Raw genomic sequence first — 23,041 nt, 5'->3', positions numbered from 1 at the left:
ATCGGATGTTTACGGGGCCCAAGGGCCCCGTTGTCATATCTGGTGTTTTACAGCGCTAGCGCGGTGTGTCGCTGCGGTGGCGAAAGTGTTGGTGCAGGGCGCTCACCAGCCTGGCGATCCGCTCTCGTTTTAGGCTGTTTGGCCGGTAGACCAGATGAAGGGGGCGGCCCAGTCCGGGCAGTGGGCGCGCCATCTCCCCCTGTTCTCCCACCAGCCCCAGCAGGCCAGCGGGGAGCAGTACCGGGCCAATGCCTGCCTTGGCGAGTTCGATGAGTGCCAGATAGGAGTCGAGCTCCATGGCGGGCTCCAGCCCCAAATCAGCCAGCGGTTCGCGCAGGTAGCGGTTGGAGGGGTTCTCCAGATCCATGGTGAGGATCTTGCGCCTGCTTTCTACGCTGGCTGGCGGCAGGCTCGGCTGCGCCTCGCCCACCAGATAGAAGGGCTCCTCAAGCAGCAGATCGGCGCCGAGGCCATGGCCGGGCGGGAGCCGACCGGCGCAGATGCCGAGCAGGGCATCGCCGCTGCGCACCCGCGCCAGAATGACCGGGGTGTGGTGGGTAGAGAGGGCAAGGTGGGGATCGCGCTCCAGATAGTCGCGCATAAAGTGGGCGAGATAACCGGCCAGCAGGGTTTCGGAGCAGGCGATGGGGAGCGGACTCTGATCCGCCAGATCCTGGCTATCGGCCAGCACTCCTTTCATCTCTGCCAGACTCGGGGCCACTCGCTCAAGCAGCTCCTTGGCCTGCGGGGTGAGGCGGATCTGGCGCCCCTCCGGCTCGATCAGCTTCTTGCCGAGGCGCTGCTCCAGCTGGGCAATCCGCTTGCTCACCGCCGACTGGCTGATATAGAGGCGACTGGCCACCTTGGCCATGGTTCCTTCACTTGCCAGCAGGCTCAGCGTCTCCAGCCCTTCCAGTAACATCTCGCCCCCTTGTTTATCGCCATCAGGATCGTCACAGATTGATCAGCGCTACCTTAGGGGCTGACTGGCTCAGGAGCAAGGGGCGTTTGCTGCCTTGGCCGGTCGAATGCGCCACTCGCTTAAGGGCGGCGCGAAGATCACCAGATTGCCGATGAGGCTGATCACCACTCCGGCCACCGAGACCGGCTGCCAGACAAAGCCTTCATAGAAGGTAGAGAGGGTAAGCGCCACCAACGGAAAGAGCACGGTGGCGTAGGAGGCCTTGCTGGCACCGATGCGCCCCACCAGCGTCAGATAGGCGGTAAAGGCGATCACCGAGCCAAACAGGGCGAGATAGACCATGGCCGCCAGATAGTGGCCATCGGTTGGCACCACCAGTTGCTGCCCGAGCAATGTGACCCAGCCCAGCAACAGCACCACGCCGTAAACCATGCCCCAGGGCACCAGTTGCAGTACGTGGTAGCCATGGCGCTGGCCCCGGGCCGAGACCAGATTGCCCAGTGAAAAGCAGAGGGTGCCGCAACAGGCGAGCAGCAGCCCCTTCCAGCCGTTTGCACCCAGTTGCGCATCCGCCAACACTGGCCAGAACAGCAGCAGGGTGCCCAGGAGCCCCAGCAGGGAGCCTTGCAGCCAGCGCAGGGTGGGGCGCTTGCGCTCGAACAGCCAGAGGTTGAGGCCGTTGAAGATGCTGGCACTGGCGAAGATCACCGCCGACATGCCGCTCGGGATATAGCATGTGGCGTGGTAGAAGCAGAGAAAGTTGGTGGAAAAGAGCAGGGCACCGAGTAGTGCGGCATAGCGCTGGCCGTGCCAGGGGAGGCGTGGAAAGCGGCCGCTGGCGGTGAGCAGTGCAAACAGCGCAACCGCTGCCAGCAGGAAGCGATAGAGCACCGACACCTCGATGGGGATGGGGCCAAGTTGCCAGGCGATGGCAATCCAGGTGCTGCCCCAGATAAGCACGGTGGCAAGATAGAGCATCAGATTCATCACAGTTCCGGTGAGTCAGGGAGAGATGACCCACTATGGGGCGAGCCCTGATGGCTGGATTGCACCATCTTGCGGTTTTTCATCGCCCTGCGCTGTCATCTGCAGGCGCGGTCGGTAAGATGGATGGCAGCGGGATAACCCGTACACATAACCGGAACAGGCGGCAGGGGCGAATGAAAACAGCAGGGGTATTTGATGCACTGGTCAGCACCGGCGCCCGGCTGGAGGACGCCTGCTGGCTCGAACCCGGGCTTGGCGTCGCCAGTTGGCGCAACTGCTATGACCAGACCCGCTATCACAAGCCGGGCCACCACACCCTGAGCGTCTATCTGCAAGGAGGCGAGCAGACCGAGCGACTCGATGGGCCGGGTGGCCACGGCGGCACCGGCAAGGTGTGCATCATGCCGGATCACCACAGATCCGAGTGGCTGGTGCGCGAAGAGTTTCGCTTCTTTCATCTCTACTTCACCCCGGCTCACCTCACCCGTATCGCCGAGGAGGTGTGTGACAAGGAGGGGCGCAACCTGCAACTGGTGGACAAGACCTTTATAGACGATCCGCAGGCGGCCGGACTGGTGCAGCGCCAGTTGATGCAACTGCAGTGGCAGCATGGGATCGATCGGTTGGCACTCTCCCACGGCGCCTGGATGTTGATCCTCCACGCCTACCGCCACCACACCGAAGAGGCTCCCGGTCTGCCGCCTCTACGCGGCGGGCTGGCGCCCGTGGTGATCAAGCGGGTGCAGGAGTATCTGCAGGCCCATCTGGCCGATTCGGTCACGCTGGCAGAGCTGGCGCAGCAGGCGGGGCTGAGCGAGTATCACTTTGCCCGCATGTTCGGCCAGAGTCTCGGCTGCCCGCCCCATCGTTATCTGCTTGGGCTGCGGCTCAAACGGGCCAAGCAGCTGTTGGCTGGCCCCGAGCCGCTGGCCAGCATCGCCAGTCAGTGTGGCTTCTCTTCCCAGGCCCATTTCGGTAATCGTTTTCGCGAGGCGTTTGGTTTGACGCCGGGGCAGTGGCGGGCGCAATTGTCATCTTCTCGTCACAGATAACCCTGAGACTTTGGGCAAAAGAGGTGTACTCTCTACCACTTATCCATTGAAAGGAATGCCCATTGAATTATCGCAAACGTCAAATCCGTACCCGTCATCTCTGGTTCAGCCACTGGAATGCCCCGCAAGATCGCACTGCTGTTGTTACCCCTCCCGAACCTGCAGTGCCTCACAGTTCACGTTGAAAAAGCCCCGCCTGCGATAGGATTTTTCCGGTAACTTTGCCACTATTGCCCCATCACAATGATGTGGACATGGCTGGATGTTTCTGGAACGTATTGAAGTCAAAGGTTTTCGCGGTATAAATCGCCTGTCGCTCGGGCTGGATCACACCACAGTGCTGATCGGCGAGAATACCTGGGGCAAATCAAGCCTGCTGCGCGCCCTCTGGTGTTTGCTGGGGCAGGATGCCGAGCCCTATCAGTTCACCGCCGAGGATTTTCACCAACCGGAAGATCCCGAATTGGCCCCGGCGCGCCACCTGCAACTGGTGCTCACCTTCAGTGAGCACAGACCCCAGATGTGTCAGCACTCCCGTCGGCTGGCCCGTCTTTGCCCCTCCTGGGTGCTGCACAAGGACAAATTCCACCGCATTCACTATCGCGCCAGCGCCGAGCTGCAGGCGGATGGCTCTGTGCTCACCATTCACGACTTTCTCGACGGGGTAGGCAAGAGCCTGCCCATCGCCAACACCCACGAGCTGGTCTGCATGCTGATCACCATGAACCCGGTGTTCCGGCTGCGGGACGCCCGTACCGCTCGCAACGGGGTGGAGACATTGCAGTGGGGAGATCTCTCCGAGCATCGCCTGAGCGAGCTGGCGGACAAGCTGATCGACGAACCCCAGCGGATCGGCGAACCGGAGCTCAAAGAGGCGCTGCAGGCGGTGCGCCAGCTGATGGATCACTACTTCAACGCCCTGGCCCCCATCAAGAACAAGCCGCGCAGTCAGCGCGACATCATCAATCGCCCCATGACATTGCGCAATCCTGGCAACCTGCATACCCTGCTGCGCCGCGCCGATAACCGCGCGCTGCAGCTGGCGATGGCGGGGATGGCTGCTACCCTGCTGCAAGCGCGGGGCAACCGCGAGCTGGAGGAGGGGGCCCGTCCCATCATGATCCTGGAGGACCCGGAGAGCCGGCTGCACCCGACCATGCTGGCGCTGGCGTGGGGGCTGCTGGAACAACTGCCGGGCCAGAAGCTGCTCACCACCAACTCGGGGGACTTGCTCTCTTCCCTGCCGCTCAATCAGGTGCGGCGGCTGGTGCGCCGTCAGCAGGATATCCTCTGTCACCAGCTGGGGGGCGAGCGTTACAGCAGCGACGATCTGCGCAAGATCGCCTTCCATGTGCGGATCAACCGCCCCATGTCGCTGTTTGCCCGTTGCTGGCTGCTGGTGGAGGGGGAGACCGAGATCTGGCTGCTCTCCGAGTTGGCGCAGATCTGCGGTTACAGTCTGCGGGCCGAGGGGGTGCGGATCATCGAGTTTGCCCAGTGCGGCCAGTCGCCGCTCATCAAGGTGGCGCGGGACTTTGGCATCGAGTGGCACCTGCTGACCGATGGCGACGAGGCGGGGCTCAAGTATGCCACCTCGGCCCGGGGCCAGCTCAAGGGAGAGCGGGAGCGGGACCGACTGACCCAGCTCCCTGCCGCCGACATCGAGCACTACCTCTATCACAACGGTTTTGAAGCTGTGTTTCGCCGCGAGGCTGGGGTGGGCGGGCGCGCCATGTGGAGCGCCAGTCACATTATCAACAAGGCGATCCATCACCGCAGCAAGCCGGGAATGGCGCTGGCGGTGGTGGAAGAGGCGGAGCGGCTCGGCGCCGAGCATATTCCGCCGGTGATCCGCCAGATGTTTGCCCGGGTGGTGGCGCTGGCCCGTGGTCAGGGCTAAAGCCAGCGCCGTATCCCGTCCCTATGGACATGGCTGCCAGCAGGGCACCCTTCAAGGTGGGCCGTGCTGGCGCAAATTGCCCCGGATTGTTTGCCCGCGATTGTTTGTCGCGATTGGGGATAGCCGCCGGTTTGGGTATACTCGCCCCTCTCTGGCGCCCCGGTGGCGCACCTCGAATCTTTACTGCTGGAGGCGTCGTGTTCGTCCAACTCCCTTTTTGGCTCTTTCCTCTCACCGGATTGATGGCGCTTGGCGCCCTGATCGCCCTCGGCATCGTGCTGTGGCGCGGTGATATCTGCCCTGGCCAGCGCTCGCGCATCAGTCAGCAGCTCTTCTCCATCTGGGTCATCACCGCGCTCTCCCTGATGCTGGCGGTAGAGGCCAAGGCGGCCAGCTGGCTCATCTGGAGTGGTGGGGCCGCACTGGTGCTCGGAGTCGGCTTGTCACTGGCTCAGTCACGGCTGGAGGGCAAGCGTTCAGTCCCCTCGACACTGCTCTGGCTACCAGCGTTGCCGCTCGCTCTCTATGGCATCGGGCTGCTGCAACTGCAGGGCTGGGTGAGCGGTCTGCTGCAGATGGCGATGCTGGGGGCGGCCTTTGCCCACCTGATGCTGCTGCGGGCCCGTCACCGCCTCAAGGCATTCAACACCCTGTTGCCGTTGGCCGGTCTGGTGGGGGCGATGGCCAGCCTTGTCTGGCTGGCAGTGCTGGTGGGCTGGCAAGGGGGTGAGGCCAATCTCGATGCCCTGATCCCGGCGGTGGTGACCCAGGCAGCGCTGCTGGTGGCCTCTCTGCTGCTCTGGTTCAGCCCGCTCTACTTGCAGCGTGATACCGCGCCAGTGGTGGTCTCCACCTCCCTGTGTGGCCTGCTGATCGCCCAGATTGCCGCTACCAGCGTGTTGCACCAGCTGATCTGACACTGGCGCTGAAAATAGAAAGCCCCGAGCCAACACTCGGGGCTTTTGCATATCTGGCTTGCAGGTATCGCTGCTATCAATTAGCAGCAATCAAGCAGCAGCTATCGATCAATAGAAGTCGTCTGCCCCGCAGATAAAGAGGCAACTGCTGCGCGGCTGGGCCAGATATTCGCGGGTCAATCCCTCCAGCGGCATGCCGAAGGTGCAGATATCTTGCGGCGAGGGGAGGGCGGTATCGAGGATCCGCCGCCAGTAGCCGCCGACCCCCTTTGGCGGGCTCGGCAGGTTGAAGGTGAGGGGCTCCCAGTAGGCGTTGAACAGCACATAGAGCGCCAGCTTGGTTTCGCTCGACAGCGCCGACATGGCGATGGCGTGGGAGTGGGGGCTGAAATCCGGTTGCCCGGCGTTTACCCCATGCCAGCAGATCTCGCTGTGGCGCAGGATCTCGGTCAGTGACAGCGGCATGCTCTCCTGTTCCGGGCGCTGAAACAGGTGTTTGCGGTACTGGATCAGCTCCTTCATAAAGCGGAACATCTCCTGACTGCGGGCATTGGGCAGCCAGTTCATCCAGCAGGTGGCATTGTCCTGGCAGTAGCCGTTGTTGTTGCCCCGCTGGGTGCGCAGCAGCTCGTCTCCCATCAGCACCATGGGGGATCCCACCGAGAGCAGGGTCGCCACCATCATGTTTTTGGCCTGGCGCATCCGCAGGGCGTTGATCTGGGGATCTTCCGTTACCCCTTCATGGCCGTGGTTCCAGCTGAAGTTATGATCGCAGCCGTCACGGTTCTCCTCCCCGTTGGCCTCGTTGTGCTTGCTGTTGTAACTGGCCCAGTCCCATAGGGTAAAACCGTCGTGGCAGGTAACGAAGTTGATGCTCTTCTCGGGATCGGCGTGGTGATAGTGGTAGATGTCGGGACTGCCGCAGAGCCGCTCGACAAAGGCGGTGACGCTGTTGTCATCCCCGCGCAAAAAGCGGCGCACATCATCCCGGAACTGGCCGTTCCACTCACGCCAGCGGGCGCCGGCCAGTGACCCCACCTGATAGAGCCCCCCCGCGTCCCAGGCTTCGGCAATCAGCTTGATGTCGGCGATGTTGGGGTCGGTATCTATGGTGCGCAAGGTAGGCGCATTGGCCTGCGGCTGACCCGATTCATCCCGCGACAGAATGGCGGCCAGATCAAACCGAAAGCCATCGACGTGCATCTCCTGACGCCAGAAGTGGAGGCTATCCATGATCATTCGCAGCACCACCGGATGGGCGCCGTTGAAGGTGTTGCCGCAGCCCGAATAGTTGGTGTCCTTCTGGTTGTTGTCGAGGATGTAGTAGGCCTCGTTGTCGATGCCGCGAAACGAGAAGGTGGGGCCATCATCACCCCCTTCGGCGGTGTGGTTGTAAACCACGTCCAGGATCACCTCGATATTGGCCTTGTGCAGCGCCTTGACCATGTCGCGAAATTCGGTCAGCGGATCATCGCCGCAGGCGTATTGGGCGTGGGGGGCGAAAAAGGACATGGGGCTGTAACCCCAGTAGTTGGAGAGTCCTTTGGGCGCATCCTGAGGATCGAACTGGAACACCGGCAGCAGCTCGACGGCGGTGACACCGAGAGATTGCAGATAGGGGATCTTCTCAATCAGCCCGAGATAGGTGCCACGCAGCGCCGGATCGACCCCGGAGCTCGGGGACTTGGTAAAGCCCCCCAGATGCAGTTCGTAGATCACCGAGCGGGAGAGGGAGTGAGCGGGCAGTTTGTCTCCTTCCCAGTCGTAGTGGCGAGTATCGACCACCTTGTTCTTGGCGCAACAAGCCAGATTGCTGCCTGGACGGGCCGCCGCCCATCGATCGTAATTGGCGCCAAGCTCGATGCTGCGGCCGTAAGGGTCGAGCAACACCTTCTCGGCATCGAAGCGGGTGCCGCCATATGGGCGCCACGGGCCCTGAATGCGATAGGCGTAACGTTGCCCGACCGAGATCCCCTCCACATGGATATGCCAGTAGTAGGCGGTGCGGTTTAGGCGCGGGGAGAGGGGGATCACCTCGGGGGTCGCATCGTCTGCGCTTGCGAAGAGCAGCAGTTCGACCCGGCTGGCAAGGCGTGCCCAGATCGCAAAGTTGACGCCGTGACTGTCGGGTGTGGCCCCCAACTGACGGCAGTGACCGGCGGAGATGCGCATATTCTACCTACCCAAAATGAGGAGTGTTCACCTTATTGAGTGTAGTGCCGGATGCCTGGCAAGGACTCGATTGCCTGAAAAAACAGCATGATGCTGCTAATGACCGCACTATTTGTCCGATTAATCTACGAATAAACTTTTTTTGAGATATTTACTTGCAATCTGTGCGCTGGCGCCTATTATTGGCGACCTCAGACGCGGGGTGGAGCAGCCCGGTAGCTCGTCGGGCTCATAACCCGAAGGTCGTCAGTTCAAATCTGGCCCCCGCAACCATCTGAGATCCTGACCGGTCAAATCGGTGTAACCGGTTGGTGGAAAAGGAGAAATCGAACTGGCTACTGCTCGGCCACTTCGAGAAAAATTCGGACGCGGGGTGGAGCAGCTCGGTAGCTCGTCGGGCTCATAACCCGAAGGTCGTCGGTTCAAATCCGGCCCCCGCAACCAAATTTTCGTCAGCCTGCGATTGTGTAAACAGTCGAAAGCAGACAAACGCCAACAAGCTACTGCTCGGCTTGAGGGTGACAATTCGGACGCGGGGTGGAGCAGCTCGGTAGCTCGTCGGGCTCATAACCCGAAGGTCGTCGGTTCAAATCCGGCCCCCGCAACCAACTTTTCGTCAGCCTGCGATTGTGTAAACAGTCGAAAGCAGACAAACGCCAACAAGCTACTGCTCGGCTTGGGGGTGACAATTCGGACGCGGGGTGGAGCAGCTCGGTAGCTCGTCGGGCTCATAACCCGAAGGTCGTCGGTTCAAATCCGGCCCCCGCAACCAAGTTTTCGTCAGCCTGCGATTGTGTAAACAGTCGAAAGCAGACAAACGCCAACAAGCTACTGCTCGGCTTGAGGGTGACAATTCGGACGCGGGGTGGAGCAGCTCGGTAGCTCGTCGGGCTCATAACCCGAAGGTCGTCGGTTCAAATCCGGCCCCCGCAACCAACTTTTCGTCAGCTTGCGATTGTGTAAACAGTCGAAAGCAGACAAACGCCACCAAGCTACTGCTCGGCTTGAGGGCGACAATTCGGACGCGGGGTGGAGCAGCTCGGTAGCTCGTCGGGCTCATAACCCGAAGGTCGTCGGTTCAAATCCGGCCCCCGCAACCAACTCTTTCGTCAGCTTGCGATTGTATAAACAGTCGAAGGCAGACAAACGCCAACAAGCTACTGCTCGGCTTGGGGGTGACAATTCGGACGCGGGGTGGAGCAGCTCGGTAGCTCGTCGGGCTCATAACCCGAAGGTCGTCGGTTCAAATCCGGCCCCCGCAACCAACTTTTTGTACGTTCCCTTCCTGCATTGCCAATCATTGAACAATCCTTCTTGATGCTCGTCACCATCTGGTGATTGCTGCTATTTCTGACGCATTTTCAAGACCAAAACTGGTCGTATCGACCATTTGTTGGGTATCATCAGGTATCTCTTCATGGATGAGGCACGCGCCTGTGATCACTCCTTTCACCTATCTTCCTCCTGCTATTGAAAGCCGGGATGCCACACTGGCCGAAACCCTTGCCCAAGGGCTGCCGTTGCAACTTCTGCTGATCGCTGAAGAGCAGAAGGAGTCCTTGCTTTCGCTGCCCGCCCTTGCGGGTCTCCAGACCCAGCTTGCGCTGGGGAAAAAAGCGCCCTTTACCCTGATGCATGGCAATACCCTGTTGCAGGTGATGTTTGTGGCCGGCAGTGTGACGCGGGATCACCGCCTCTATAAACAGATCAGAGGCTGGATTGCTCCTCTTTCTGGGCTCAATGTGGAGCGCCTCGGGCTGCATCTGGAAGGTTTTTCCCCCTCCGAGCGAGTGATGCTGGCCGAAGTGATGTTGTCGGCCCTGCTTGCCGCCAATATTTCGTTGCCCACCAGCAAGCGCCGCAGCGAAATCAGCTGGAGCTACCAGCAGATCAAGGTTTCACCCGCGGTGGTGCTGGACTTGGCGCGCCTTTACAGCGAAGCGGGGGGTAACGGGCTGGCTCGCCATCTGGCGGTGTTGCCTGCCTCCGAGCTGACGGCCGCCAGCTATCGCGAGTTTGTCAGCAAGCTGGCGCAAGATGAGGGGTGGCAGTGCCATCACTATGATCAGGCGCAGCTGGCCGAGTTGGGGGCGGGGGCGTTTCTGGCCGTTGCTCGTGGCTCGGAAGACAATCAGGGGGCCATGGTCAAGCTCAGCTACTATCCACCCAAGCCGGTGCGCCGCATTGCGTTGGTGGGCAAGGGGATCTGCCACGACTCTGGCGGTTACAACCTCAAGGTCTCCGGCAGCATGTATGGCATGCATCTGGACATGGGGGGGAGTGCAGTGGCGCTCGGCACCCTCTACGCCATCAGCCGAGCCCGGTTGCCTTACGAGGTGCACTGCTGGCTGGCCATTGCCGAGAACCATATCGGCCCTCATGCCTATCGTCCTGGCGAGGTGGTGACTGCCATCAATGGCACCTCCATCGAGGTGGTCGATACCGATGCCGAAGGGCGAATGGTATTGGCCGACACCCTGGCGATGGCGGTGCAGGATACCCCGGATCTGCTGCTCGATTACGCAACCCTGACCGGGGCCTGCAAACGGGCGCTGGGTAGCCGCTACAGCGGTGTCTTTACCAATCGCAGCGAATGGATGGCATCACTGGTCAATCTGGGTCAGCGCAGCGGTGAGCGGATCTGGCCCTTCCCGCTTGATGACGATTACGACGACAACATCGAGAGCGAGTGGGCCGATCTGTTGCAGTGTGCGCCGGGCAGTTCGCCGGATCACATCGATGCGGCCCGTTTCCTCGCCCACTTCGTGCCCGAGCAGACCCCCTGGCTGCATTTCGACCTGAGCGGTTTTCGCAACAAGGGGGGCAATGGGGTGGTCTCCAGTGAAGTGACCGGCTTTGGCGTGCGTCTCACGCTGGATCTGCTAGCCAGCCCGCTTGGCAGAGTTGGTCGCCAAGCCTCTGAACAATCTGAATGATAACAAGGATTTCTGTGAAACAACCAAGCTATGACTGGGTGCTGTTCGATTTGGATGAAACCCTGCTCGATTTTCCGGTCGCCTCCGCGCTGACGCATACCTTGCAGATCTATGGTGTACAGGCTGATGACGCCAGCATGGCGCAGTACCACGCCCTCAACCACGGGCTCTGGCAGCAGTACAACGACGGCGAGATCGATGCAACGGCGTTGCAGCAGACCCGCTTCTCCCTCTTTGCCCAGCAGGTTGCCGCCGATCCCATGGCGATGAACAACACCTTTCTGGAGCAGATCATTGCCCTTAGCATGCCTCTCGAAGGGGTGGTCGAGACCCTGCAGAAACTGCGCAGCAAGGTGCGGATGGGGATCATCACCAATGGTTTCAGCGTGCCTCAGCGGGGGCGGCTCGGCAAACTGGGCTGGAGCGAATGGTTCGAGCCGCTGGTGATCTCCGACGAGATCCGGGTGACCAAGCCGGCGCCAGCCATTTTTCAGCACACTCTTTCCTTGATGGGACAGCCAGATCCTGCGCGGGTGCTGATGGTGGGGGATAACCCGAAAACCGATATTGCCGGGGCGGCGGCGCAGGGGCTGGCAACCTGCTGGTACAACCCGGCGCGGCAAGCGGGCGAGTGCGATGCCACCCACGAAATCCACCACTTCGCCCACCTTGCCGACATTGTGCTGGGACGCTGATAGCCAGGCTTAACCCATCACGTTATCGGTTACCAAAACGTCCTGGCAAGTTGCAACCAGGGTTGTTTGAGACAGGATTGGGTTTGCTTGAGACAGTAAGGGGAGCTGATGCTCCCCTTACTTATGAGTGTTTTCCTGTGAATGCAGGGATCTGAACTGATAGCGATCGAGGATCTGCTGATAGTCGGGACTCTGTTTCAATTGATCGATAGCCTGATTGATCCGCTGCAGTTGCGCCTCTGTGGTGCTCTCTTTGCTCAGCATCAGGTGAACCGGCGTGACTTCGATACGCAGCAGGGTATGCAGCTGATCCTGCGCTTCATCCTTATCCTGCCACCCCTGCAGTCCGTGGGGATCCAGAATAAACCCCTGGATCCGACCCCCTTGCAACATCTTCAGCAGCTGATCCAGCCGCAGGCGCATCTGCAAGCGAGGCTGCAGCTCGGGCCTTGCCATCAACTGGCGGAAGGTAGTGCCGTAATCAAAGCCCTTGAGCACCCCGATATGGAAGTTGGGGGTGTTGATCAACTGCTCGAGGGTGGTGATCCCGCGCCAGCGTTCGGCATCTTGCCGGCGGATGATGATGGCCGTCTCCTCTTCCCGATAGGGGTGGCTGAAGCGGGCATATTGCTGCCGCTCGGCGGTGATATTGGCTGACATGGTCAGCTGAACCGTGCCGAATTTCAGCTCGTGCAGCACGCGAGCCCAGGGCATTTCATTGAATTTGGCCTGATAACCGGCCCGCAGGAAGATGGCATTGAGCAGCTCCACATCCAGTCCGCGGAGCTGTTGCTGTTCATTGCGATAACTGAAGGGCTGCCAGTCGACCCAGCCCACGACCAATGACTCCTGTGCCGTAGCCTGGCAACACAAACACCATAACAACAAGAGTCTGTACACAACGCATACCCTCGAACAGGCTGATACGGTTGAGTATTGGACAGGAACGACGGAGTAACCAGTGCTGAGGGTTGAGCGGATGCACAGATGTGCATCCCTCACAGTTCGTGGGCGTGGAATCCCTTGCGATAACGGGTTTCACAGCGCGGGCAGCGTTGCAGGGTCGGATCCTGTTCCAGCTGTTCGATGGAAAGCGGCTCTTCACAATCGGAGCAGAGGCCATAGAGGCCAAGATCCATTTGGCAGAGTGCCGCATCGATCCGCTTGAGGCGGGCCACGCTCTGCTCAACCTTCGGCAGATCCAGCCGGCTGGTCAGTTCTACCAGTTGATCCTGCTCGCAGTGACCGACCTGTTCGGCCCACTCGTCACGGCGGCAGGCTTTAAGCTGACCGATCAGCGTTTCTCGTACTTGGGCCCAGTCTGACAGCAGGCGATTACGCCAGACAGTCAACTGTGCTTGCGTCATTTCACACACATTATCCCCCACAGGACAGACGACAGATTCGGGGCAGTATAGGGATCCGATAACTCTATCAAGATGATATGCGTCAAGTTAAAGGTGGTTAGCCGTGGCTTTTGGCTGCTTGCAGCAGGGCATCGCGGATGGGATCCGTCTCTTTGAGCACCCGGATCTCCTGAAACAGCAGGTCTGCTTCGGGATATTCCCGCTTGAGGTAGCTGAACCACTGTTTGATGCGGCTGGGGTAGTAGTCGGCTTTTTCACTGGCCAGATCCTGCTCGGTATAGCTCACCATCAACTGCAGCACCTCGGCCCAGCTCATGTGCGGGCAGCCGGTTTTCATCACGTTGGCCAGATTGGGCAGGGAGATGGCGCCGCGCCCGACCATCAGGGCATCGCAACCCGAGACCCTGGCGCAGGCGAGGGCATCTTTGTGATCCCAAATTTCGCCGTTGGCGGTGACGGGGATGGGCAGGGCGCGGCGAATGGCATCCACATACTCCCAGTGGGCGGGTGCCTTGTAGCCTTCGCGCTTGGTGCGGGCATGAACGGCCAGCTCGTTGGCGCCCCCCTGGAAGACCGCCTGGGCGTTCTCCAGATAGAGATCCTTGTCATCGTAACCGAGGCGAATTTTGGCGCTCACCGGCAGGTGGGTAGGCACCGCCTCGCGCACCGCCTTGACGATGCGGTAGATGGTCTCGGGCTCTTTGAGCAGCACCGCACCGCCCTTGCTCTTGTTGACCGTAGGGGCGGGACAGCCGAAGTTGAGGTCGACTCCGGGGGAGCCCAGCTCGATGGCGCGCACGGCGTTCTCGGCCAGCCACTCGGGGTGTTGGCCCAGCAGTTGTACCCGCACCGGGGTGCCTGCGCGGGTTTTGCCATCTTGCAGCAGTTCAGGGCAGAGGCGGTAGAACACCTTGGCGGGCAGCAGCTGATCGACGACCCGGATAAACTCGCTCACGCAGAGATCGTAATCATTGACGGAGGTGAGTACCTCCCGCATCAGGTGATCCAGTACCCCCTGCATGGGGGCCAAAATAACGCGCATAACGGCTTTCCGACGAGAGTGGCAAGAAAAAAGAGCGCAGATTGTAGTGGGGTTGCGGCCCGCTGTCAGCACCCGCTCAAACTCTGTTAGGCTAGAGGGAGATAAATCACGCAAGGAGAAGGAATGAAGCGTTGGTGTCTGATGGCACTCGGGTGGCTGGCATTTGCCACCGGTATTGTGGGCATTGTGCTGCCCCTGTTGCCGACTACCCCCTTCATGTTGCTGGCTGCCGCCCTGTTTGCCCGCTCGTCGCCCCGTTTTCATCGCTGGTTGCTGACCCATCCCTGGTTTGGCCCGCCCATCGTGGATTGGCAGCAGTATCGCGGCATTCGTCGTCAGGCCAGACGGCGCGCCATTATCTTCATTTTGCTCACCTTTTCGGTGTCGCTGGCGGTGGTGCCACTGCTGTGGGTCAAGGGGCTGCTGGTTGTCATAATGGTGATCCTGCTCACCTGGTTAATGCGCCTGCCGGTGCTGGAGCCAGTTGCAATGGTGAAGTGAAGTCCCTAAGCTATTGCAGCAATAATGCTATGGAGTCGGCCTGTCATTTTTGCGTGACAGGCTTTTTTATTTCCCGCAGAAGGGAATTGAGAAAAAATGGCCACCCCTGGGTCAAAAAAATAAGCGGTCAACACATGAATCCGGAAACCCTGAAATTTATCGAAGCAAGCATCAAGACCATTCCCGACTATCCGAAGCCGGGCATTCTGTTTCGTGACATCACCAGCCTGATCGAGAACGCCGAGGCCTTCAAGGCCACCATCGATCTGCTGGCCAATCATTATCGTGATCAAGGGATCACCAAGATTGTTGGCACCGAAGCTCGCGGCTTCATCTTTGGCGCGCCGGTTGCCTATGCCATGGGGCTGGGCTTCGTGCCGGTCCGCAAGCCGGGCAAGCTGCCGCGCGAAGTGATCGAGGAGTCCTATGCCCTCGAGTACGGCACTGACACCCTGCAACTGCACACCGATGCCATCGTGCCCGGTGACAAGGTGCTGGTCGTGGACGATCTGCTGGCGACCGGTGGTACCGTCGATGCGACCGTCAAGCTGATCCGCCGTGCCGGTGGTGAAGTTGCCGATGCGGCCTTCATCATCTCCCTGCCGTCTCTGGGTGGCGATGCCCGCCTGACTGCCGCTGGCATCAAGGTGGTCTCACTTGTCGAGCTGGCCGGCGAGTAATGCCTCTTCGGCCCGATCCTCTGCATCGGGCCTGCATTGAACCGGTGCCCTTGCGGGCATCGGTTTGAAAATCAAGCGATCCCTCCCGCTCTCACCGATAGCCGATACAGCCAGCCCGCCATTTGTGTTAGCATCCGGCCTCAATGCCCTGTCTTCCCTGCATGATGGATTTATGAGCTATCAGGTTCTGGCGCGTAAATGGCGCCCCCATACGTTTGAACAAGTGGTAGGCCAGCAACATGTGCTGACCGCCTTGACCAACGCCCTGGATCAGGGACGACTGCATCACGCCTATCTGCTGAGCGGTACCCGCGGGGTCGGCAAGACCACCATCGCCCGTATTCTGGCCAAGAGCCTCAACTGCGAGCAGGGGATCTGCAGCCATCCGTGCGGTGTCTGCGATACCTGCCGCGAGATCGATCAGGGCAACTTTGTCGACCTGCTGGAGATTGACGCGGCGTCCCGCACCAAGGTGGAAGATACCCGCGAGCTGCTCGACAACGTGCAGTACCGCCCGGCCCGTGGCCGCTTCAAGGTCTACCTCATCGATGAAGTGCACATGTTGTCGCGCCACAGCTTCAACGCGTTGCTGAAAACCCTGGAAGAGCCGCCCCCCTATGTGAAGTTTCTGCTGGCCACCACGGATCCGCAGAAGCTGCCCATTACCATTCTCTCGCGCTGCCTGCAGTTTCATCTGAAGAGTCTGGATCAGACCCAGATCGCCAAGCAGCTCGAATGGGTGCTGGATCATGAGGGGCAGCCCTTCGAACCACGCGCCCTGCTGGCACTGGCCAAAGCCGCCGACGGCAGTATGCGCGATGCCCTGAGCCTGACCGATCAGGCGCTGGCCCACGGTAACGGCAGCGTGCGCCTCGACAGCGTGCTGGCGATGCTGGGCACGCTCGATCACCGCCATCTGCACCAGCTGCTGGAAGCCATTTTGCGGCAAGATGCCCCCGCGACCATGGCCAAGATCACCGAGATCGCCACCTTGGGCCCCGATTTTGATCAGCTCCATGCCGAGCTGGAAGGCTTGCTCCATCGCATCGCCATGGCGCAGCTGCTGCCTGCCAGCGTGCAGGAGCAGGGGGCGGATGCCGATTCCCTGCTGCAACTGGCCAAGGCGATGAGCCCGGAAGAGGTGCAGCTCTGCTACCAGATCGTGCTGGGTGGCCGTAAAGATCTTCCCTGGGCCCCCGATGGCCGCACCGCGCTGGAGATGACCTGCCTGCGGATGCTCGCATTCTCCCCAAGGCGCGATGCCCTGCATCCGGCCAGCCTCACTGCGTTGCCCCCGTCAATGACGAGCAGTGCGGCGAGCAGTGCCACGCCGGTAGCCTCCTTGCCGGGAAAGCGCCCGGCCGCTGAATCGGCCGCAGTGGCACCGATCAGCGGCGCCGTGCCTGCACCGCTAGCCAGCCCTGTTGCCAGCACGCCTGTTGCTACCAGTGCAGTGCCCGCGGTTGATGTCTCCCTGCCTGCGATGACGGATGACATCGGCAACCCCGCCGACAGCGAGGAGGAGGCGCAAGCCGCCGAGCTGTTCAGCCAGCAGGATGAGCTGCTGCTTGAAGCTGCGGGCATGGGGTATCAACCCGAGCCCGCGTTACCCCATGTGCAGCCCGATGTGTCTGCGCACTCGGCTGCACAGCCCGCAGATGCTGATGAGCGAGAGTCTGCCGCAGCCGATACCGACTATTCCCGTGGCGAGCCGCTGACCGCCCCCTTCGAGCCTACGCTCGAGCCGACAACCGCGCTGGTTACCGCTCCTGAAGCTGTTTCAGCGGTGTCGAGCATGCAGAGCCTGCTTGGCAAGCGAAACATGCTGCGCAGTCGTCAGCGTGGTCAGGATGCCCCGGCGGCACCCGCGCCGCGCGCTGTGCCGGTTACGCCAGCGCGCCCTGTCGCGCCCGCCGCCGCACCGGTCGTTGCTCCACAGCCTGCCCCGATCAGCCAACCGGCCGGGCAGGGGATAGCGGCGATGGGTCACTATGATGATCTGCCGCCAGTGGATCTCTATGGCGACGGTTACGAGCCACAGGGTGACAACGGGGAATACGAGGAGTACCTCAATCAGGGCTTTGCCGGGCAGACTCAGGTGATGAGCCATGCTCCCGTCACGGCACCGGCCCAGCCAACCGATCTGCCCCCCTGGGATCTCGATGGGCAGCCGAGCTATCGACCCGGCGAGCGCAGTGCTGCGGCGCCAGCGGTGACGCCCACCCCAGCGGCCCAGCCGCCCGTTGTTACCACGGCGGTGGCTACTGCACCTGTGACACAGAGCGAGCCCCCTCAGCCGGTGATGGAGACCATCGACTGGGATGAGCTCGAGAGCGACAGCGAGCCGCAAGAGGGGGAGGCGACCCGCCTTATTCCCTCCTCGCTGCTCAATGGTTGCGGCGACCCTTGGGCCGAGTTGATTGCCCACACTCAGGTGGGTGGTCGGTTGCGCCAGCTGGCTATCAACTCGGTGATGACGCGGGAAGGGGACAAGGTACTGCTAACCCTCAAGCCCGAGCAGCGCCATCTGGTGAGCGACAAGGCGCGCGCCGATCTGGCCGAGATCATCGGGCCAGCGCTGGGTCAACCGGTGCAGGTCGAGGTGACGCTTGGTGTGGTGCCTGACCAGGAGACCCCCCTCGAGATCGAACACCGCCTTTATCTCGGGGTGCGCGATCAGGTGACCCGGGATCTGGAGCAGGATCCCAACGTACAGTTTTTAGTTCAGCGGTTTGGTGCCGTGCTCCATCACGAGAGTATCGAGCCCCTCAACCGCTAAATTCCGTGGCCGGGAGCTCGCTTCCGGTTGAAAAGCAGTTTGGCTGTCCCCATCTAGGACAGACAAGCCCACAGCCCGGCGCTGGATGCCGGATTTCAAGACGAGAGACGACATATGTTTGGTAAAGGTGGAATGGGGAACCTGATGAAACAGGCCCAACAGATGCAAGAGCGTATGCAGAAGGCGCAGGAGCAGCTGGCTCAGATGGAAGTGACCGGTGAAGCCGGTGCTGGCATGGTCAAGGTCACCATGACCGGTAGCCACAGCGTTCGTCGCATCGAGATCGATCCCTCCCTGATGGAAGATGACAAGGAGCTGCTGGAAGATCTGGTTGCCGCCGCTTGCAACGATGCCGTGCGTCGTGTGGAAGAGCAGAACAAGGCCAAGATGGGCGAGCTGACCGGTGGCATGCAACTGCCGCCAGGCTTCAAGATGCCGTTCTAAGGCGACTCTCCCCGCGCATTCTTGCTCCCTTGTCGCTGGCCATTCGGGTCACGGCAAGGGGGACGGCCGAGAGACCCAAAGACGCAGCGTTATTGCTCAGGCGATACGCTGCGTTTTTTATGGGCGCCATGCTGGCGCGGGCGGGCTCTAACTATCCCTTCTGGGGAGAGGTTGCCACAGCGAAGGCCGATTACGCCATGAAACGCAGCAGCCTTGCTAAGGCGGCGCTATTTGTCGATACCCGCTATCGGATATCCCGGTTTGGCGTGGCCGGGCTGGATCGGCATAATGGCGGCTTGCCGTATCGAGGAGATTGTATGAAATATATCGGAGCCCACGTCAGTGCGGCCGGCGGGGTGGAGAATACCATCGCCCGCGCCCAGGCCATCGGGGCCAACGCGTTTGCCCTCTTTACCAAGAATCAACGTCAGTGGCAGGCGGCCCCCTTGTCGGATGCCACCATCCTCGCCTTCAAGACGGCCTGTGACAAGGCCGGTTTTCTGCCGGAGCAGATCCTGCCCCACGACAGCTATCTCATCAATCTGGGCCACCCGGATCCCGATGGTCTGGCCAAATCCCGCGATGCGTTTCTCGACGAGATGAAGCGCTGCGAGCAGCTGGGGCTTTGCTATCTGAACTTCCACCCCGGTAGCCATCTCAAGCAGATCCCTGAGGCGACCAGCCTCAAGTTGGTGAGCGAGTCCATCAACTGGGCGCTGGAGCGCAGTGAAGGGGTGACGGCGGTGATCGAGAATACCGCCGGGCAGGGGACCAACCTCGGCTGGTCGTTCGAGCACCTCGCCACCATCATCGAGGGGGTGGAGGACAAGAGCCGGGTCGGGATCTGTTTCGATACCTGCCACGCCTTTGCCGCCGGCTACGATCTGCGCACCGCCGAGAGCTGCGCTGCCGTCTTTGCCGAGTTCGACCGCACGGTGGGTTTTCATTATCTCAAGGGGATGCATATCAACGGCGCCAAGTGCACTTTCGGTAGCCGGGTCGATCGCCACCACAGCTTGCGGGAGGGCAATCTGGGGGAGGCTGTTTTCCACCACATCATGAATGATGATCGCTTCGATCGCATTCCGCTGATCCTCGAGACCATAGATGAGTCCATCTGGGGCGAGGAGATCAGCTGGTTGCGCAGTCTGGCGAAGTGATACCGAGCAATCGAATCAAAGAGGGGGAGCCGCGGCTCCCTCTCTGCTTTTTCCGTTATTGGCGGGCGAGCCTGCCAGCGGCGCTCCGAGCGGGCGTTACTCTGGGCGGCTCACCTCGGCATCCTTCACTTGAGCCCGGCAGAAGTGGATAAAGTGGCGCAGGGAGGTGGAGTGGTATTTCTGCTTGTGCCAGATAAGGGAGAGCTGGCGCGGGAAGCGACGGGAGAGGGGCAGGGCGATCAGCCGCCCATCTGCCAGGCGATCCGAGGCTGCCAGCCGGGAGATAAAGGAGATGCCAAGCCCCTTCTCCACCGCCAGCATCACCGCCTCCAGGGTGTTGAGTTCAAGCCCTGGTTGCCAGCGGGGCAGCTCGGGCTGGATCTGCTGGATAAACTGTTCTCGGCTGCCCGATTGCGCTTCACGCAATACCCAGGTCTCGCCCCCAAGTCGGGAGAGGGAGAGCTCCTTCTTGTTGGCAAGCGGGTGACCGGGTGGGGCCACCACCAGCATCTCGTCCTGCAGCCAGGGTTCGGCGAGCAGGTCGGGGTGGTGGTTCTCCCCCTCGATCAGTGCCATATCCAGCTCGAAGTTGGCCAGCGCATGGCAGAGCAGGTGAGTGTTGTTGATGGTCACCTTGGGGGGGAGTCCCAGCTCCTGTTTGCTGCTGGCGAGCAGGGTAGGGAGCAGGTAGTTGCCGATGGTCTGGCTGGCACCAAGGCGAAGCTGGCCGCTCGGCTCGGCATCGGGGCTGAACAGGTTCTCGATATCCTGCATCCGGGTCAGCAGCTCTTCAGCAGCTGGTTGCAGCAGGCGCCCCTCGTTGTTGAGCTGCAATCTGGGGTGAATGCGGTCAAACAGCGGGGTAGAGAGCTGGCGCTCCAGCTCCTGCAGCGACTGGGAGACGGCCCCCTTGCTCAGGCAGAGCTCGTTGGCGGCAAGGCCAAGGTTTCCATAACGGGCAATGGTGGCGAACACTTTCAGCTGCTGCAGGGTCAGTTTCATCGTGTTTGGTTTTCCTGAATGATTGATTTAATTCATTTAGATATCGTAAACGATAAGGGACCATTATCCTATCGCCATAGTCATCAATAGAAAGGTGTCATCATGATCGCAAGAACCCGTAAATCACTGGCTGCCGCCCCAACCCCCATGGCGGGTCTGGCGCTGGGCATCGCCAGCCTTGGTTGGTGTTGGGAAAATGCCGGTCACTTCGATGGCCGGATGCAACTGCTGGGTGCTGCCGTTGCGGCTGTGCTGCTGGTGATCCTGACCTTCAAGTTTCTGCTTCACCCCCGCCTGCTGTTGCAGGATCTCGCTCACCCCGTGGTGGGCAGTGTGGTACCGACCTATGCCATGGGCACCATGGTGGTCTCCAAAGCGCTGGGTATGATTGCGCCGCAAGCGGGCGAGGCCCTCTGGCTGTTTGCCGTGGCGGTTCACCTGCTGTTCCTGGCCACCTTTATCTGGCATCGCGCCAAAGAGTTTGAAATCCACCACATGGTGCCGAGCTGGTTCGTGCCGCCGGTGGGGATCATCGTGGCTGACGTCGCCTTCCCGGGCGGTCAGTTTGCCCCGCTGGCCAACGGCCTGCTCTGGTTCGGGATCATCTGCTATGGCCTGATGCTGCCGCTGATGCTCTATCGCCTGATCTTCAGCCATGAAGTGCCGGATGCCGCCAAACCGACCATCGCCATTCTGGCGGCCCCTGCCAGCCTCTCTCTGGCCGGTTACCTGACCGTCAGCCAGGAACCGTCACTGCTGCTGGTGGCCGTGCTGCTGGGGATTGCCATCCTGATGACCGGTATCATCTATCTGGCCTTCATCAAACTGCTGCGTCTGCCCTTTTCGCCGGGTTATGCCGCCTTCACCTTCCCGCTGGTGATCGGTGCCACCGCCCTGTTCAAAGTGGCTCATCTGGTTGAAGGGTTTGCGCAAGGGAGTCACTACGTCGAGCAGATCAGACTGCTGGCCCACTTCGAGCTGGGGGTGGCTACCGTCATCGTCGGGTATGTGGCACTGCGTTACCTGATGTTTTTTCTGCCGCTGCGTAATACCGAAATGAATAACGGCATGGCCCGCCAGGGTGCTCACCGTTAAATCTTGAAGAAGATGTGACATCGGGAAATGGATAAGCAGTGCGCTCCGAGAGCGACGGGATAAACGACCAGTCATACGATGGATGGACAAAGAGCCTCCACCCTGGTTGTGTAACGAGCAAAATGCCCCGCAGTGCGGGGCATTTTTTTATGGTTTTTTGATGTGGCGCCTGTGGCGGGCTATTTGCCATGGATTTAACTGGTATTACCTGTCAGGACGACTACAATGCAGCACCACTTTTTCGCTCGACCCCAATACATGTCGTCCCAAGATCCCGTATTTGACTCCTCTTTTGAAGCCCGTTTTCTGCATCCTCGCTACTGGTTCAGCTGGCTGGCGCTCGGTGTGCTGATGCTGCTGGCCTTTGTGCCGGTGCGATTGCGCGACCGTTTGGCCGAAGCCTTGGCACCGCTGGTGTTTCGTATCTCGAAAAAACAGATCTATATCGCCAGAACCAATCTGGAGATCTGCTTCCCGGACAAGAGCCCGGAAGAGCGAGATGCCATTGCACTGACCTCGATCCGGGTCGGTCTCAAGAGTCTGTTGGGGTTTGGCGAGTTCACCATGCGCAGTCAGCGTTATCTGATGAGCCGGATGCAGGTGATCGGTTGGGAGCATATCGAGGCGGAGCGGGCTGCCGGTCGTCCGGTGATCCTGGTGGTGCCCCATACCTGGCCGGTGGATGCAGCCGGTTACTGCTTCACCCAGCGCGGGGTGCCCATGTGCACCATGATGAAACGGGCGCGCAATCCGGTGTTTGATTGGCACCTCAACCGTGCACGAGCCAAGAACGGCTGCCGCGTCTATGAGCGCAGCGCCGGGATCAAGGCGGTGATCAGGACCATCAAGAGCGGTCGCAGCTTCTTCTATCTGCCGGATCAGGATCATGGCCGCGAGAAGAGCATCTTCGCCCCCTTCTTTGGCTATCCCAAAGCGACCCTGCCTGCCTTGCCCCGTCTGGTGCAGGTCAGTGGCGCCAAGGCGGTGCCGCTGCTCGCCTGCTATGACGAAGAGAACCACTGCTACCGGCTGGAGATTGAGGCACCGTTCGACAACTATCCCACCGAGGATGTAATGGCCGATACCTGCCGGATGAACGACACGGTGCAGCAGCAGCTGATGCGCCATCCGGGTCAATACATGTGGTTCCTCAAGATCTTCGATACCCGTCAGGATCAGGAGGGGCTGGATGGCCTCTACGAAGAGGGGATACGCCGGATCCGCAAGGGATTGTCGCCCCACGGCTGACCCTGAATTTTGATTGATTGAAATGGCCCCAGGTGGGCCATTTTTTATGATAACTAGTCTGATCAGTGCCTTGCAGGTCGATGGCCAGCCTCCCCAGGGTAGAAAAAAATGTCAGGATAACTACAATAACCGTTTGTTTTTG

The 23,041-nt window shown here is 60.6% G+C and carries 19 protein-coding genes and 7 tRNA genes; 19 read left to right on the top strand and 7 right to left on the bottom strand.

Annotated elements, in window-relative coordinates; genetic code table 11:
- Nucleotides 1–55 precede the first annotated feature (55 nt).
- Nucleotides 56–922 (bottom strand): LysR family transcriptional regulator, encoded by an 867-nt coding sequence (locus I6L34_RS00950; RefSeq protein WP_058058469.1) that lies wholly within the window; start codon nucleotides 920–922, stop codon nucleotides 56–58.
- A gap of 69 nt (nucleotides 923–991) precedes the next feature.
- The gene (locus I6L34_RS00945) at nucleotides 992–1,909 is read right to left on the bottom strand and encodes a DMT family transporter (RefSeq protein WP_075115080.1); all 918 of its coding nucleotides are present in this window, start codon (nucleotides 1,907–1,909) and stop codon (nucleotides 992–994) included.
- 173 nt (nucleotides 1,910–2,082) lie between these two features.
- On the opposite strand from I6L34_RS00945, the gene I6L34_RS00940 reads away from it, so the two are divergent.
- The 3 genes from I6L34_RS00940 (at nucleotide 2,083) to I6L34_RS00930 (ending at nucleotide 5,778) form a co-directional block, all read left to right on the top strand.
- Entirely contained in the window at nucleotides 2,083–2,961 is an 879-nt protein-coding gene (locus tag I6L34_RS00940) for a helix-turn-helix domain-containing protein (RefSeq protein WP_058058467.1), read from the top strand.
- A gap of 262 nt (nucleotides 2,962–3,223) precedes the next feature.
- The gene (locus tag I6L34_RS00935) at nucleotides 3,224–4,861 is read left to right on the top strand and encodes an ATP-dependent endonuclease (protein ID WP_124929339.1); all 1,638 of its coding nucleotides are present in this window, start codon (nucleotides 3,224–3,226) and stop codon (nucleotides 4,859–4,861) included.
- A gap of 197 nt (nucleotides 4,862–5,058) precedes the next feature.
- The gene (locus I6L34_RS00930; RefSeq protein WP_088868835.1) at nucleotides 5,059–5,778 is read left to right on the top strand and encodes a hypothetical protein; all 720 of its coding nucleotides are present in this window, start codon (nucleotides 5,059–5,061) and stop codon (nucleotides 5,776–5,778) included.
- A 108-nt stretch (nucleotides 5,779–5,886) separates the two neighbouring features.
- On the opposite strand, the gene glgX is transcribed toward I6L34_RS00930, so the two are convergent.
- Entirely contained in the window at nucleotides 5,887–7,950 is a 2,064-nt protein-coding gene (gene glgX, locus I6L34_RS00925; protein ID WP_139734708.1) for a glycogen debranching protein GlgX, read from the bottom strand.
- A 196-nt stretch (nucleotides 7,951–8,146) separates the two neighbouring features.
- Here glgX and I6L34_RS00920 point away from each other — a divergent pair.
- The 9 genes from I6L34_RS00920 to yjjG all read left to right on the top strand — a co-directional run bounded on the left by I6L34_RS00920 (nucleotide 8,147) and on the right by yjjG (nucleotide 11,581).
- Nucleotides 8,147–8,223: transfer RNA gene (locus tag I6L34_RS00920), tRNA-Met, on the top strand.
- 94 nt (nucleotides 8,224–8,317) lie between these two features.
- Nucleotides 8,318–8,394: transfer RNA gene (locus I6L34_RS00915), tRNA-Met, on the top strand.
- Nucleotides 8,395–8,481: 87 nt separating this feature from the next.
- Nucleotides 8,482–8,558, top strand: a tRNA-Met gene (locus I6L34_RS00910).
- An 87-nt stretch (nucleotides 8,559–8,645) separates the two neighbouring features.
- Nucleotides 8,646–8,722, top strand: a tRNA-Met gene (locus tag I6L34_RS00905).
- Between the two features lie 87 nt (nucleotides 8,723–8,809).
- Nucleotides 8,810–8,886 (top strand) — tRNA-Met (locus I6L34_RS00900).
- An 87-nt stretch (nucleotides 8,887–8,973) separates the two neighbouring features.
- Nucleotides 8,974–9,050 (top strand) — tRNA-Met (locus I6L34_RS00895).
- 88 nt (nucleotides 9,051–9,138) lie between these two features.
- Nucleotides 9,139–9,215: transfer RNA gene (locus tag I6L34_RS00890), tRNA-Met, on the top strand.
- 171 nt (nucleotides 9,216–9,386) lie between these two features.
- A complete protein-coding gene (locus tag I6L34_RS00885; RefSeq protein WP_058056898.1) occupies nucleotides 9,387–10,886 on the top strand; it encodes a leucyl aminopeptidase family protein in 1,500 nt (499 codons plus the stop codon).
- A gap of 14 nt (nucleotides 10,887–10,900) precedes the next feature.
- Entirely contained in the window at nucleotides 10,901–11,581 is a 681-nt protein-coding gene (yjjG, locus tag I6L34_RS00880) for a pyrimidine 5'-nucleotidase (RefSeq protein ID WP_058056897.1), read from the top strand.
- Nucleotides 11,582–11,698: 117 nt separating this feature from the next.
- On the opposite strand, the gene I6L34_RS00875 is transcribed toward yjjG, so the two are convergent.
- From I6L34_RS00875 to dusC, 3 genes are all read right to left on the bottom strand, one after another.
- Nucleotides 11,699–12,418 (bottom strand): ABC transporter substrate-binding protein, encoded by a 720-nt coding sequence (locus I6L34_RS00875; RefSeq protein WP_081043461.1) that lies wholly within the window; start codon nucleotides 12,416–12,418, stop codon nucleotides 11,699–11,701.
- A gap of 161 nt (nucleotides 12,419–12,579) precedes the next feature.
- Nucleotides 12,580–12,948: a hypothetical protein gene (locus tag I6L34_RS00870; protein ID WP_005333451.1), complete on the bottom strand. Its 369-nt coding sequence runs from the start codon at nucleotides 12,946–12,948 to the stop codon at nucleotides 12,580–12,582.
- A 97-nt stretch (nucleotides 12,949–13,045) separates the two neighbouring features.
- A complete protein-coding gene (gene dusC / locus I6L34_RS00865; protein ID WP_058056895.1) occupies nucleotides 13,046–13,990 on the bottom strand; it encodes a tRNA dihydrouridine(16) synthase DusC in 945 nt (314 codons plus the stop codon).
- Nucleotides 13,991–14,113: 123 nt separating this feature from the next.
- Between dusC and I6L34_RS00860 the strand changes: the two genes are divergently transcribed.
- The 5 genes from I6L34_RS00860 (at nucleotide 14,114) to nfo (ending at nucleotide 19,554) form a co-directional block, all read left to right on the top strand.
- Nucleotides 14,114–14,491, top strand: coding sequence for a YbaN family protein (locus I6L34_RS00860; protein ID WP_005352406.1), 378 nt, complete (start codon nucleotides 14,114–14,116; stop codon nucleotides 14,489–14,491).
- A 134-nt stretch (nucleotides 14,492–14,625) separates the two neighbouring features.
- A complete protein-coding gene (gene apt, locus I6L34_RS00855; protein ID WP_005352403.1) occupies nucleotides 14,626–15,171 on the top strand; it encodes an adenine phosphoribosyltransferase in 546 nt (181 codons plus the stop codon).
- A 172-nt stretch (nucleotides 15,172–15,343) separates the two neighbouring features.
- A complete protein-coding gene (gene dnaX / locus I6L34_RS00850; protein ID WP_216955364.1) occupies nucleotides 15,344–17,950 on the top strand; it encodes a DNA polymerase III subunit gamma/tau in 2,607 nt (868 codons plus the stop codon).
- A gap of 114 nt (nucleotides 17,951–18,064) precedes the next feature.
- Nucleotides 18,065–18,394, top strand: a complete 330-nt coding sequence (locus I6L34_RS00845) for a YbaB/EbfC family nucleoid-associated protein (RefSeq protein WP_005333445.1) — start codon at nucleotides 18,065–18,067, stop codon at nucleotides 18,392–18,394.
- A gap of 317 nt (nucleotides 18,395–18,711) precedes the next feature.
- On the top strand, nucleotides 18,712–19,554 hold the full coding sequence (gene nfo / locus I6L34_RS00840) for a deoxyribonuclease IV (RefSeq protein ID WP_058058462.1): 843 nt from the start codon (nucleotides 18,712–18,714) through the stop codon (nucleotides 19,552–19,554).
- Between the two features lie 96 nt (nucleotides 19,555–19,650).
- Here the strand turns inward: nfo and I6L34_RS00835 are convergent, their stop codons facing one another.
- A complete protein-coding gene (locus I6L34_RS00835; RefSeq protein ID WP_058058461.1) occupies nucleotides 19,651–20,556 on the bottom strand; it encodes a LysR substrate-binding domain-containing protein in 906 nt (301 codons plus the stop codon).
- Between the two features lie 102 nt (nucleotides 20,557–20,658).
- On the opposite strand from I6L34_RS00835, the gene I6L34_RS00830 reads away from it, so the two are divergent.
- Entirely contained in the window at nucleotides 20,659–21,651 is a 993-nt protein-coding gene (locus I6L34_RS00830) for a TDT family transporter (RefSeq protein ID WP_058058460.1), read from the top strand.
- Between the two features lie 258 nt (nucleotides 21,652–21,909).
- Entirely contained in the window at nucleotides 21,910–22,899 is a 990-nt protein-coding gene (gene lpxM, locus I6L34_RS00825) for a lauroyl-Kdo(2)-lipid IV(A) myristoyltransferase (protein ID WP_058058486.1), read from the top strand.
- The last annotated feature ends 142 nt before the right edge of the window (nucleotides 22,900–23,041 follow it).

The sequence above is a fragment of the Aeromonas sp. FDAARGOS 1404 genome (genome assembly GCF_019047085.1).
GTDB lineage: Bacteria > Pseudomonadota > Gammaproteobacteria > Enterobacterales > Aeromonadaceae > Aeromonas > Aeromonas veronii.
This window is presented reverse-complemented; position numbering and strand designations above follow the sequence as displayed.

What these genes read in the sequence shown, in the direction of transcription:
- I6L34_RS00950 (WP_058058469.1), bottom strand. Translation starts at nt 922, where the DNA reads ATGTTACTGGAAGGGCTGGAGACGCTGAGCCTGCTGGCAAGTGAAGGA.
- I6L34_RS00945 (WP_075115080.1), bottom strand. Translation starts at nt 1,909, where the DNA reads ATGAATCTGATGCTCTATCTTGCCACCGTGCTTATCTGGGGCAGCACC.
- I6L34_RS00940 (WP_058058467.1), top strand. Translation starts at nt 2,083, where the DNA reads ATGAAAACAGCAGGGGTATTTGATGCACTGGTCAGCACCGGCGCCCGG.
- I6L34_RS00935 (WP_124929339.1), top strand. Translation starts at nt 3,224, where the DNA reads ATGTTTCTGGAACGTATTGAAGTCAAAGGTTTTCGCGGTATAAATCGC.
- glgX (WP_139734708.1), bottom strand. Translation starts at nt 7,950, where the DNA reads ATGCGCATCTCCGCCGGTCACTGCCGTCAGTTGGGGGCCACACCCGAC.
- I6L34_RS00870 (WP_005333451.1), bottom strand. Translation starts at nt 12,948, where the DNA reads ATGACGCAAGCACAGTTGACTGTCTGGCGTAATCGCCTGCTGTCAGAC.
- dusC (WP_058056895.1), bottom strand. Translation starts at nt 13,990, where the DNA reads ATGCGCGTTATTTTGGCCCCCATGCAGGGGGTACTGGATCACCTGATG.
- I6L34_RS00860 (WP_005352406.1), top strand. Translation starts at nt 14,114, where the DNA reads ATGAAGCGTTGGTGTCTGATGGCACTCGGGTGGCTGGCATTTGCCACC.
- apt (WP_005352403.1), top strand. Translation starts at nt 14,626, where the DNA reads ATGAATCCGGAAACCCTGAAATTTATCGAAGCAAGCATCAAGACCATT.
- dnaX (WP_216955364.1), top strand. Translation starts at nt 15,344, where the DNA reads ATGAGCTATCAGGTTCTGGCGCGTAAATGGCGCCCCCATACGTTTGAA.
- I6L34_RS00845 (WP_005333445.1), top strand. Translation starts at nt 18,065, where the DNA reads ATGTTTGGTAAAGGTGGAATGGGGAACCTGATGAAACAGGCCCAACAG.
- nfo (WP_058058462.1), top strand. Translation starts at nt 18,712, where the DNA reads ATGAAATATATCGGAGCCCACGTCAGTGCGGCCGGCGGGGTGGAGAAT.
- I6L34_RS00835 (WP_058058461.1), bottom strand. Translation starts at nt 20,556, where the DNA reads ATGAAACTGACCCTGCAGCAGCTGAAAGTGTTCGCCACCATTGCCCGT.
- I6L34_RS00830 (WP_058058460.1), top strand. Translation starts at nt 20,659, where the DNA reads ATGATCGCAAGAACCCGTAAATCACTGGCTGCCGCCCCAACCCCCATG.
- lpxM (WP_058058486.1), top strand. Translation starts at nt 21,910, where the DNA reads ATGTCGTCCCAAGATCCCGTATTTGACTCCTCTTTTGAAGCCCGTTTT.